The organism is Tenacibaculum sp. TB-53 (assembly GCF_059716285.2).
Genome location: NZ_CM202790.1, coordinates 128031 through 139997, shown reverse-complemented (window position 1 = coordinate 139997; position 11967 = coordinate 128031). Strand labels below are relative to the sequence as shown.

14 protein-coding genes are annotated in these 11967 nt (G+C 32.0%); 6 read left to right on the top strand and 8 right to left on the bottom strand.

Annotated features, from left to right (window positions below; genetic code table 11):
- The first annotated feature begins 1 nt into the window (after position 1).
- On the top strand, positions 2 to 895 hold the full coding sequence (locus AC3VJB_RS00690) for a LysR family transcriptional regulator (RefSeq protein ID WP_047790076.1): 894 nt from the start codon (positions 2 to 4) through the stop codon (positions 893 to 895).
- Between the two features lie 61 nt (positions 896 to 956).
- Here AC3VJB_RS00690 and AC3VJB_RS00685 read toward each other — a convergent pair whose 3' ends face one another.
- The 3 genes from AC3VJB_RS00685 to AC3VJB_RS00675 all read right to left on the bottom strand — a co-directional run bounded on the left by AC3VJB_RS00685 (position 957) and on the right by AC3VJB_RS00675 (position 2259).
- Positions 957 to 1214 (bottom strand): DUF6952 family protein, encoded by a 258-nt coding sequence (locus AC3VJB_RS00685; RefSeq protein ID WP_047790075.1) that lies wholly within the window; start codon positions 1212 to 1214, stop codon positions 957 to 959.
- A gap of 2 nt (positions 1215 to 1216) precedes the next feature.
- Positions 1217 to 1525, bottom strand: coding sequence for a thioredoxin family protein (locus AC3VJB_RS00680; RefSeq protein ID WP_047790074.1), 309 nt, complete (start codon positions 1523 to 1525; stop codon positions 1217 to 1219).
- 92 nt (positions 1526 to 1617) lie between these two features.
- Positions 1618 to 2259 (bottom strand): peroxiredoxin, encoded by a 642-nt coding sequence (locus AC3VJB_RS00675; RefSeq protein ID WP_047790073.1) that lies wholly within the window; start codon positions 2257 to 2259, stop codon positions 1618 to 1620.
- 288 nt (positions 2260 to 2547) lie between these two features.
- On the opposite strand from AC3VJB_RS00675, the gene katG reads away from it, so the two are divergent.
- The 4 genes from katG (at position 2548) to AC3VJB_RS00655 (ending at position 5862) form a co-directional block, all read left to right on the top strand.
- On the top strand, positions 2548 to 4740 hold the full coding sequence (gene katG / locus AC3VJB_RS00670; RefSeq protein ID WP_253057077.1) for a catalase/peroxidase HPI: 2193 nt from the start codon (positions 2548 to 2550) through the stop codon (positions 4738 to 4740).
- Between the two features lie 213 nt (positions 4741 to 4953).
- Positions 4954 to 5313: a YtxH domain-containing protein gene (locus AC3VJB_RS00665; protein ID WP_047790071.1), complete on the top strand. Its 360-nt coding sequence runs from the start codon at positions 4954 to 4956 to the stop codon at positions 5311 to 5313.
- On the top strand, positions 5313 to 5675 hold the full coding sequence (locus tag AC3VJB_RS00660) for a hypothetical protein (protein ID WP_047790070.1): 363 nt from the start codon (positions 5313 to 5315) through the stop codon (positions 5673 to 5675). The genes AC3VJB_RS00665 and AC3VJB_RS00660 overlap by 1 nt, the downstream gene beginning before the upstream one ends.
- Positions 5659 to 5862 (top strand): hypothetical protein, encoded by a 204-nt coding sequence (locus tag AC3VJB_RS00655; protein ID WP_047790069.1) that lies wholly within the window; start codon positions 5659 to 5661, stop codon positions 5860 to 5862. Before AC3VJB_RS00660 ends, AC3VJB_RS00655 begins: the two co-directional genes overlap by 17 nt.
- 313 nt (positions 5863 to 6175) lie before the next feature.
- Here AC3VJB_RS00655 and AC3VJB_RS00650 read toward each other — a convergent pair whose 3' ends face one another.
- The 5 genes from AC3VJB_RS00650 to AC3VJB_RS00630 form a co-directional block, all read right to left on the bottom strand.
- A complete protein-coding gene (locus AC3VJB_RS00650) occupies positions 6176 to 6577 on the bottom strand; it encodes a VOC family protein (protein WP_047790068.1) in 402 nt (133 codons plus the stop codon).
- A 95-nt stretch (positions 6578 to 6672) separates the two neighbouring features.
- On the bottom strand, positions 6673 to 7836 hold the full coding sequence (locus AC3VJB_RS00645; RefSeq protein ID WP_047790067.1) for a sigma-54-dependent transcriptional regulator: 1164 nt from the start codon (positions 7834 to 7836) through the stop codon (positions 6673 to 6675).
- Positions 7837 to 8021: 185 nt separating this feature from the next.
- Positions 8022 to 8963, bottom strand: a complete 942-nt coding sequence (locus tag AC3VJB_RS00640) for a mechanosensitive ion channel family protein (RefSeq protein WP_073184568.1) — start codon at positions 8961 to 8963, stop codon at positions 8022 to 8024.
- Between the two features lie 81 nt (positions 8964 to 9044).
- On the bottom strand, positions 9045 to 10367 hold the full coding sequence (locus tag AC3VJB_RS00635; RefSeq protein ID WP_073184570.1) for an ABC transporter permease: 1323 nt from the start codon (positions 10365 to 10367) through the stop codon (positions 9045 to 9047).
- A 3-nt stretch (positions 10368 to 10370) separates the two neighbouring features.
- Positions 10371 to 11300, bottom strand: a complete 930-nt coding sequence (locus AC3VJB_RS00630) for an ABC transporter ATP-binding protein (protein ID WP_073184572.1) — start codon at positions 11298 to 11300, stop codon at positions 10371 to 10373.
- A 189-nt stretch (positions 11301 to 11489) separates the two neighbouring features.
- Here AC3VJB_RS00630 and AC3VJB_RS00625 point away from each other — a divergent pair, with 189 nt between their 5' ends.
- Positions 11490 to 11954, top strand: coding sequence for a MarR family winged helix-turn-helix transcriptional regulator (locus AC3VJB_RS00625; protein ID WP_047790064.1), 465 nt, complete (start codon positions 11490 to 11492; stop codon positions 11952 to 11954).
- Positions 11955 to 11967 lie beyond the last annotated feature (13 nt).

Sequence of the window (11967 nt, the reverse complement as noted above, 5' to 3'; positions counted from 1 at the left end):
AATGACTATTCAACAGATTCGATATTTTTTAATTCTAGCAGAAGAATTACATTTTTGGAAAACAGCAGAAAAAGTTTACACCTCTCAATCGTCATTAAGTAGGCAAATTCAATCTTTAGAAGAAGAATTAGGTATTACTTTATTTGAGCGAGATAAAAGAAATGTAAAACTTACTGAAGCTGGTGTATTCCTTAAAAAAAAATGGGATGTTCTATTAGACGAGTTCGATCGTACACATCAACATGCTAAAAAAATTGATGAAGGTTCTTCTGGACTTGTTAGTATTGCCTACCCTGGCTCTATCTCTTACAACTATTTACCTGAATTACTCAAAATATTTTCAGAAGAGAAACCAGATTTAAAAGTAGAACTTATGGAGCCTACTGATATTACACTTGAAAAATTACTTTCTAGTTATCAAATAGATTTTGCTTTTAGCAGAAATGAAGTTCTAAATGCTTCTATTTTATCTGAAAGATTGTATGCTGAACCCGTTTGCCTTGTGGTTCCAAAAGATCATTGGATAACAGAAGATTCTTTTGTTGATTTAAGAGACGTAAAAGACGAAAAATTTATCCTTTCTGGTTTACATCATACTACTTATTTTTCCTCATTACTACGCAATATTTTTAACACTTATGGTTTTGAACCTCAAACTCATATTGAATCTGATTTTGGGAGTATGATATTAAACTTAATTGGTAGAGGTTTAGGAATATCTATTTTACCTTACTCATATCAGTTTTCTTTAAATACGAACATACGGTTTATTACACTACCCGAAAGCACAGAATTATATATCAATTGGCGCAAGAACGACCATAGAAAAGTAATTAAAAGTGTTATTGAATATTCTGTAAAATTAGGCAAAAACTACAACCGAAAGTTTGTATAAAACAAAAACCTGAACATTAGAAAATGTTCAGGTTTTTGTTTATTTGTATACGTACAAGTAACTATTTATCAATCGAACCTAAAACACGTTTCATAAAATTATTTAACGCTTCTTTTTTAGGTGTTCCATCTTTAATCATTTTATTAACTTCAATTGCTCCGTACATATTAGAGATTAACTCTCCTATAACGTCTAGCTCTTCATCTTTTAACGATGGAACCTCTGTTAAAGCTTCAAGCGTCTCAATAGTTTCTAGTACATAATCTTGGTCATTTTCTTCAATAAATGAAGTTAAATGTTTAATTACTGGTAATTTCATAACTAAGCTACTTCATTTACTAAATCCTTCAATACATCAAACTTATTGGTTTGAGTTTGATTTACTAATTTTCCATCAATATAAGTAGCAAAAGTAGGCAAGTTACTCACATCAGCAAGTTTTCTACTCTCTGGAAATTTTTCGGCATCAGCTATTACAAAAACCATATCTTCATTCTCAGAAGACAACTTTTTAAATTTAGGTTTCATAATACGGCAGTTACCACACCATGAAGCTGAAAACTGAACTACAACTTTTTTATTACCTGCAACAACTTCAGATAAATTGTCTTGACTTAATTCTTGTACCATTTCTTTAATTATTATCCATTTCGAAAGGAGCTCGTGCTCGACCCCTTCACTTATCTCACACGAACTTGTTTCCTTTCTTTAATTATGTCTAATTAGTTTGCTGCTAAATATTCTGCTGTTGCTTTTGCATTAGCTTGCATTGCTTCTTTACCTTCTTCCCAGTTTGCAGGACATACCTCACCTTTTTCTTGTACGTGAGTATAAGCATCTACTAAACGTAAATATTCATTTACATTACGACCAACTGGCATATGGTTTATTCCTTCATGAAAAACAGTTCCTTCTTCATCTATTAAATATGTAGCTCTATAAGTTACATTATCTCCTTCAACCTGTACAGTTCCTGTAGCTTCATCATAAACCTCGTTAGAGATGTCTAAGATACCTAAAATAGATGATAAATTACGATTACTATCAGCTAATAATGGGTAAGTAACACCTTCAATACCTCCATTATCCTTAGATTGGTTTAACCAAGCAAAGTGTACTTCAGGAGTATCGCAAGAAGCTCCAATTACAATGGTATTTCTTTTTTCAAATTCTGGTAATGCAGCTTGAAAAGCATGTAACTCAGTTGGACAAACGAAAGTAAAGTCTTTCGGATACCAAAACAACAACACTTTTTTCTTGTTTTTAACTGCTTCTTCTAATACATTTAACTTAAACGTGTCACCCATTTCGTTCATTGCATCTACGTTTAAACTTGGAAATTTTTTTCCTACTGCTGTAGCCATTTTATAGTTTTTTATTGATTAATATTTTTTTACAGGCACAAATGTATTTTGTTTCTTCTCATTTAAAGTGTGAATCTAAAAATATTTTTTTATTTCACTATAACTATAACCAATAGTTAACATATTTTTAAATCACTAAAAAAAATATACCTTTATATTCCAACACATTATAAAACACAAAAACAAAAACTATAGTTATTTATTATTTTAAAATAAAAAATATAGATAAAAATTATTCATTGTTTTATAGTAGCTTTGCCCTATTCTAACCTATTAAATTATAATAAAATGAAAAACACAAACTCACATTCTTCGAAAGGTAAATGCCCCTTTTCACAAGGTGCAAACACAGAAATACATGATAACATCATGGAGTGGTGGCCAAAATCATTAAACTTAGATATACTACATCAACACGATACCAAAACCAATCCTTTAGACAGTAATTTTAATTATGCTGAAGAATTTAAAAAATTAGATTTAGAAGCAGTTAAAAATGACCTTAAAGACTTAATGACCGATAGTCAAGATTGGTGGCCTGCCGACTGGGGACATTATGGTGGTTTAATGATTCGTATGGCGTGGCATGCTGCTGGTACCTATAGAGTTGCTGATGGTAGAGGTGGTAGTAATACAGGCAATCAACGCTTCGCTCCATTAAATAGTTGGCCTGATAATGGTAATTTAGATAAAGCAAGACGATTGTTATGGCCTATCAAGAAAAAATACGGAAACAAACTATCTTGGGCAGATCTTATAATTTTAGCTGGTAATATGGCTTATGAATCAATGGGCTTCAAAACTTTTGGTTTTGCCGGCGGACGTGAAGATATTTGGCATCCTGAGAAAGATATTTATTGGGGATCTGAAAAAGAATGGTTAGCGCCAACAGGGAGTAAAGGTTCTCGATATTCTGGAGACAGAGACTTAGAAAACCCATTAGCTGCTGTAATGATGGGATTAATTTATGTAAACCCTGAAGGGGTTGACGGAAAACCCGATCCTTTAAAAACCGCAAAAGACGTAAGAGAAACCTTTAAGCGCATGGCAATGAATGATGAAGAAACCGTTGCTTTAACTGCCGGTGGACACACTGTAGGAAAAGCACACGGTAATGGTGACGCAGGAGCCTTAGGTGAAAGCCCTGAAGGTGCAGAAGTTCAAGATCAAGGCTTTGGCTGGATAAACCCTAAAGGGAATGGAAATGCTGCAGATACTGTTACTAGTGGTTTGGAAGGAGCTTGGACAACTACCCCCGATAGATGGAACCATACGTACTTTCATTTGTTGTTAAATCATGATTGGGAATTAACAAAGAGTCCTGCTGGTGCTTGGCAATGGGAACCTGTTAATATTGATGAGGCAGATAAACCTGTAGATGCTCACAATCCGAACATTAAAAGAAACCCAATAATGACTGATGCGGATATGGCAATGAAAATGGACCCTGAATACAGAAAAATATCTGAAAAATTCTATAAAGATCCAGCCTATTTTGCTGACACCTTTGCACGTGCTTGGTTTAAACTAACACATCGTGATTTGGGCCCTAATACACGTTATTTAGGGGTTGATGCTCCAACAGAAACACTTATCTGGCAAGATCCTGTTCCTACTGTAGACTATACTTTAAACGATACTGAAGTTGAAGAACTAAAAGAAAAACTATTAAACAGTGGACTTACTCGTACTGAACTTATCAATACTGCTTGGGATAGTGCTAGAACTTATAGAGGATCAGACTTTAGAGGTGGTGCTAATGGAGCACGCATTCGTTTAGCTCCTCAGAAAGACTGGGAAGGAAATGAACCTACAAGACTAAAAAGAGTATTAGATAAGCTTGCTGAAATTCAAGCTAGTTTAAGTAAAAAAGTTAGTATTGCTGATTTGATTGTTTTAGGAGGTAGTGCTGCTATTGAAAAAGCTGCTAAAGATGGTGGTGTTGACATTAAAGTTCCTTTTACCCCTGGAAGAGGTGATGCAACTGCTGAAATGACAGATACTGAATCTTTTGATGTTTTAGAGCCTCTACATGACGGATACAGAAATTGGCAAAAGAAAGATTATGTAGTAAAACCTGAAGAATTGTTATTAGACAGAACACAACTTATGGGGTTAACCGCTCCTGAAATGACTGTTCTAGTTGGGGGAATGCGTGTGCTAGGAACTAACTACGGAGGAACTAAACATGGTGTATTTACAGAAAATGAAGGTGTATTAAGTAACGACTTCTTTGTTAATCTTACCGACATGAAATACTCATGGAAGCCTTCAGGGGAAAACTTATACAATATTGTTGATCGTAAGACAGGAAACACTAAGTGGACAGCTACACGAGTGGATTTGATATTTGGTTCTAACTCTATTCTTCGTTCGTATGCAGAAGTATACGCACAAGACGACAACAAGAAAAAGTTTGTGAAAGATTTTGTAACTGCCTGGACTAAAGTAATGAATGCAGACAGGTTTGATGTAGTATAAATCACAACTAAATAATAATATTTTAAGCTAGATTTTTTTTTAATTAAAGAATCTAGCTTATTTTTTTACACTCTAATCACCACTCCCTCTTTCTTCCTCATAAGTCATTAATAGCAATTGAGTTAACATTTAAATTTATTGAGCTAAAGAAACATCAGCTATCAAAGTATTTTTGTTACAGAAATCATTTAATAATTAAAAAACAAATATATTATGAGCAACGATAAAAGTATTTTAGGCTTATTAGCAGGAGTAGCTGTAGGAGCAGGATTAGGTATATTATTTGCCCCTGACAAAGGGAGTAATACACGAAAAAAAATAGCAGACGGAGCAGCCTCTGCAAGAGACACTATTACTTCAGAAGCAACACACCTTAAAGAAGAAGTTAAGCATAAAGCTGAAAGCTTAAAAAATAATGTGGCTGAATCTCTTAGCAGCAAAACAAACTCATTAGAAGAAAAATTAGAAACTATTGTAACTGATGCTAGCTATAAAGCTGAAGATGTTATAACCCAATTAGAACAAAAACTAAAAGTATTAAAGGCTAAAAACAAAAAATTACAAACTAAATAATGTCGATATTCAAATCAATACATACCAACTCTGAAAAAGCAATTGAAAAAGGCGAAAGCTTTATAAAGAATTCTGAAGAATACTTTAAATTAAAAATATTTTATATACTAACCTCTTCTTTAAGCATGATTTTCAATTTTGCTATTATAGGTATATTCCTACTTATTGCTTTTGTTTTTTTGGCTGTAACAATATCGGCAACCATAGGTAATTATTTAAACAATGTTGTTTTAGGATACTTGTTAGTAGCTTTACTTTTTATGATTTTCGCTTTAATAGCATATAGTATGAGAACAAATGTAGAGAATTTTGTAATTAAAAATTTATCTAAAAAGTATTTTGACGATGAAGAAAACCTATAATAATAGTAAAGAAATAACTAAAGAACTAAAATTACTGAAGCTTAAAAGAGATATTTCTTTAGAAGAAATTAAACTTGTAAAAGAACAATTTAAAGAAGATTTATCTGTAGGGAATTGGTTTCAAACTATATTTGAAACAGTTGGTAAGTTTGGAATATATACTTTAGCTAGGAAATTTTTAAAATAATCTTTTTTCAACTCAATCTTGAATAGCTACAAAGCTTTAATTTAGGTGTAAAACATATAACTTCTTTCCTCTTATAATTAAAAAACTATCTTCTTCAGATGGTTTTTTAATTATAAGCTTTACTCATTACGTACTCAATATTGTTTCATATTTATTTTCTTTTTTTGTGTTTTTTTTTAAAAAAAAAGCTTCATACCCCCTTAATTCTGTTAGCTTTTATGAACTTTTACAAAACAACAAAGATGAAATTGTATTAGCTTCTTCCTAATACAACCTCACCTTTATTTATATAACAATTATTGTAAACTACTTACTATAACTTACAGTTTACCATCCAACGTATATTAAATTTATCGGTACAAGCCCCATACAGTGCGTTCCATTCCGTTTCCAATAGTTCAGTATGAACTATACCTCCGTTAGACAACTCATTAAAAACAACAGTAGCTTTCTCCTCATCATCTAAATCAACACTCATTTGAATATTATTACCACTATTTAGCGGAGTATCTGGAGAAACATCATACGCCATAATGTGAATCCCCTTCCCTTTCAATTCTGCATGTTGTATTTTATGCCTGTAATCTTCTGGAATATCTCTCTTTGAGTCTTTGTACGTTTGTTTGTTTACAATTTTTGCATTAAATAAGTCTGCATAAAAATTTAATGCGTTTTGACATTCTCCTCTGAATGCTAAGTATGCTTGTATGTTCATAATTTTTATTGTTTTGTATAAAAATAAAAACAAGCATCTATATAAATTAACTCTATTGCTGTGATTATTAACTCAAAAATTTAAAACGTTATTAATTATTTACTAGCAAATAATTTTACATCATTTTTAGAAACTTCTTTTTCTCCTAAAATAAGTAAACGTTCAACTACATTTCGTAATTCTCTAATATTTCCTGTCCAATCATACTCTTGTAACAATTTAATAGCATCTTCCGAGAAACCTTTCTTAGGCATCCCTTGTTCTTCAGAAATTTTCTTGGCAAAGAAATCTACTAATAACGGTATATCTTCTCTTCTATCGTTTAATGCAGGAACTTTAATTAAAATCACTGCTAAACGATGATATAAATCTTCGCGGAAACGTCCTTCTTCTATTTCCTTCTTTAAATCTTTATTTGTTGCAGCAACTACACGCACATTTACTTTTATATCTTTATCCGAACCTACTCGTTGAATACGATTTTCTTGTAATGCTCGTAATACTTTCGCTTGTGCCGACAAACTCATATCTCCAATTTCATCTAAGAAAATGGTTCCTCCATTAGCTGCTTCAAACTTTCCTGCTCTATCTTTGTTAGCTCCTGTAAAACTCCCTTTTACATGCCCAAACAATTCACTTTCTATTAACTCAGAAGGTATAGCTGCACAGTTTACTTCAATCATAGAACCTTTAGAACGGTCAGATTTTTCGTGTAACCAATGCGCTACTAACTCTTTTCCTGTTCCATTAGGTCCGGTAATTAAAACTCTTGCCTCTGTTGCAGACACTTTTTCAATAATATCTTTAATATGAGTAATAGCATCGCTCTCTCCAATCATTTCATAATTCTTACTCACCTTCTTTTTTAAACGCTTATTTTCTACTACCAACTCCTTTTTATCTAGAGCATTTCTTACAGTATTCAATAATCGATTTAAATCTGGCGGTTTAGAAATATAATCAAAGGCTCCTAAGCGCATGGTGTTTACTGCAGTATCTAAATCACCATGACCAGAAATCATTACCATTGGTATTTCAGGTTTTAACTTTCTAGCTTTTTCCAACACCTCAACACCATCCATTTTTGGCATTTTAATATCACACAAAACCAAATCGTAATCTGTTTTCTTTATCATTTCAATTCCTTGCAAACCATCTTCAGCTTCTTCTACTTCATAGGAATCGTTTTCTTCAGAAATAATTTTTTTTAATACTCTGCGAATTGCAGCTTCATCTTCTATTATTAATATTTTACTCATATTTTTTTAGTCTTTTAGATATTAAAAAGGCTAGTTTAATAAATTCTTGAAATCAGAAATCATTTTTTGGAGCTCACCTACTTCGTTTTCTGAACCTATTAACGTTACTTTATTAACACATTCTTTACAACAAGAAAGAACCATTCGTGGTTACAACTCAAAAAGCAAGCCAAACATTTTTCAGCTTAATTATTTAGTTCTTCTTTAGAATTTCCTTCCTCTTTACCTTCAATTTCTTTCTGATTGTTTTGGAGTACCTCTTTTTTTGGAGGTTCAAAATGCAACCCTTTTGCATCTACAATATGTATATCTCTTTGAGGGAACGGAATACTTATATTATGCTCTCTAAACAGCTCGTCTATTTTAAACCGTATATCACTTTTTGGTATCGCTGCCTGAAAACTATCATTTAACGTAAAAATTAATTTAAAATTTAACGAACTATCTCCGAAATTTTCAAAAAGTACTAAAGGAGCTGGATGCTGGTATACTTTTGGATGTTCACTGGCCGCTTGCAACAATAATTTTTTCACTAAAGCTACATCACTACCATAGGCCACACCCACTGTTACACTTTCTCTAGTTGTAGTACCATTTTGCGTCCAGTTATATAGGCTGTTAGATAAATACTTGTGATTAGGAATAACCAATACTTTATTATCGATTGTTACGGCTCTAGTGGTTCTCAGTTTTATCTCTTCCACCCTACCAACTTTTCCATCTAGTTCAATAATATCCCCCACATGAACACTTTTATCAAGAATAATAAAAACTCCAGAGATTATATCTTGAAAAAAGGTTTGTAACGCCAAACCAATACCTATTAACAAAGCAGAAGACGCTACTAAAATCGCACTTAAATCGACTCCTGCTGAACTTAAACCTATTGAAAAAACAATTACATATACTAACCAACTAGTAAATGAGAAAATAGTATCAAATTTATTTTTGTCTTCCTGTTCTAGTTTACTTTTTGCTAGTACTTTTAAATATTTCAACAAAAGCTTCACTAAAAGTAAACCTACTATTAAAAACAAAATTGTTTTTACTGTAAACTCGATATCTTTTCCTCCTATTGGTATTCTATAGTTTAGAAAATCCGTTATTTCTTTTATTATTTCTTTCATCCTAGTTTATGTTATAATCGTTACACACAATTTATAATCAACACTTTTAAACAATATTAAGTAATTTCATAAAAGTGTTAATTACCCATTATAACGAATCCATTTCCATAAATCTTTGTAGGTTGGTTTTTTACCGTACATTAAAATACCTACACGATAAATTTTAGCGGCAATCCATACAATTACCATAAAAGTAAGAATTAATAGCAACATAGAAATGGCTATTTCCCACCAAGCAACTCCAAACGGGATTCTCATTAACATCACTATTGGAGATGTAAAAGGTATATAAGAAAATATTACTGAAACCGGACCATGAGGATCGTTAATAACCGTTGCAAAACCTACATAAACTGCCAAAATTAACGGTAGCATAATAGGCATCATAAATTGTTGTGTATCCGTTTCATTATCTACCGCTGCACCTACTGCTGCAAACAACGAGCTATATAACATATACCCTCCTAAGAAGTAGAAAATGAATAAGAAGAACATTTTTACTAAAGGCAATCTGAAAATTTCTTGCACAATCATTTCACCTTTATTGGCTGCTGTTTGTTGAATAGCTTCCATTTGTTCTGGTGATACTTTTGCCGACTGCATTTCCATCATATCAACTCCAAAGAAAGAAGATGCTACTAGGCTAAACACTAAAAACAAAATCCCCCAAATAAAGAACTGTAACAATCCAGCTGATGCATTTCCAATAATCTTTCCTAACATTAATTGAAAAGGTTTTACTGAAGAAACGATTACCTCAATAATTCTACTTGTTTTTTCTTCAATAACACTACGCATTACCGATGTCCCATAAATCATTACAAACATCATCAATAAATATCCTGCGATAGCTCCTACACCAATCTTTAATCCGTTGATTAATTTTGATGATTTTTCCCCAGAGAAATTCAACATTTTAATTTCTGATGAAATTTTAGACTCTTCTATATGCGCAATATCAATTCCGAAGCTTGTTAGTTTTTTATGACGTAACTCCTTATCAATTTTATCTTCTAAACGTTCCATGATAGACATACTTGGCGAATCTTTAGAGAAAAACTCAATCGATTTTGCCAACATTTCTAAACTATCTTGTTTCGGAATGTATAAAGCTCCGTAGTAATCTCCTTCTTCGACCTTCTTTTTAGAGTTTTCAATTCCTAAGGCTGTAAAATCTTCATACTTTACTGTTTTTGAATCTTTAAAAATATCTTTAGAGAACATTCCAGACTCATCAACATATACTATCTTCTTAACCTTTTCATCGTTCTTTTTCATTAAAAAAAATACTAAAGCCCCCATACCAATCATTAACAATGGACTTAAGAAAGTCATAACGATAAACGACTTATTTCTAACCTTAGCAATAAACTCGCGTTCTATAATTAATCGTAATCTTTTCATTGCTTAACTGTTTTTATGGATTGCTTGAATAAAAATATCGTTGGCACTTGGCACTAACTCTACAAAATGTTGTACTTGTCCCTGAGTTGTTAAATACGATAACAAATCGTTTGGAGAACTTCCGTTGGTAAGTTTTACATTTAATTTTAACCCTTCATTTAACAATTTAAAATCTGCTGGTAAAACCTCAAAGTTTTCTTTTAGCTTTTGCTCCACTTCTTTTGAATTAGAAGTAGCCAATCCAACCTGAAAAGTATTAGTTCTAAACTCCTTTTTAATATCTTCTAGCTTACCATCTAAAATTTTATTCGATTTATTAATCAACGCTATATAATCACACATCTCCTCAACAGACTCCATTCTATGGGTAGAAAAAATGATGGTAGCTCCTTCATCACGCAACTGTAAAATTTCTTTAGCTATTAGTTGTGCATTGATAGGATCGAACCCCGAAAAAGGCTCATCAAAAATTAATAATTTAGGCTGATGTAATACCGTTACTATAAACTGTACCTTTTGAGCCATCCCTTTAGACAACTCTTCAATCTTTTTATTCCACCAAGCTCCAATATCAAATTTATCAAACCAATATTTCAATCGTTTTTTTGCTTCCGATTTACTCAACCCTTTTAATTGAGCAAGATATAGTGCCTGCTCTCCTACCTTCATACTTTTATACAATCCTCTTTCTTCAGGTAAATATCCTATATGTTCTATATGATTTGGAGCTAACTTCTCTCCATCTAAAATAATTTCACCTGCATCAGGCATTGTTATTTGGTTGATAATTCTAATAAGCGAGGTCTTTCCTGCACCGTTAGGCCCTAACAAACCAAAAACACTACCTTTAGGAATGTGCATTGAAACATTATTTAATGCAGTATAATCGCCATAACGCTTTACTACATTATTAATTTCTAATAAATTGTTCATAGATTTATAGTTGATTAATTACCGTTTATTTAAAAACAGTAGTGACAAACTTACATATTTTTATACTCAATTAGTATACGCTTCTCTCTAAACGTTACAAGATTAATTTTTTGTTAATTTTATTATGCATGCATAACTTTTTTATAAAATACTATGCATGCATAATAAAATTTTATATATTTGGCATTCATGGATAAGGATAAATCAATAGATCACCAATTAAGAGCCACGTGGCAAGCCGTTGCTAAAATGTATAACGAGCAAGCTGCAAAGCATGATAGCACAATGGCTACGGCTTTTGCTTTATTGAATATAGATTTTGAAAACGGTACTCCTTCAACTGCTCTGGGACCGTTAATGGGAATGGAACCTACAAGTCTTTCTCGTTTGTTAAAGACAATGGAAGACAAAGGAGTTATATGTCGCGAGAAAAATCCTAATGATGGCAGAAGCGTTATTTTAAAGCTTACTAAATATGGTAAAGAAATGCGTGAAGTTTCAAAAGGGCATGTATACCAATTCAATAATAAAGTAAGAGAACATATTACTGAAGAAGAATTAGAAACCTTCTTCAAAGTAACAACAACAATAAACAAACTAATTACAGATAAGTTAATATACGAAGAAGAAAATATTGACAATAAAGCTGTATAAAACAAACCAACAA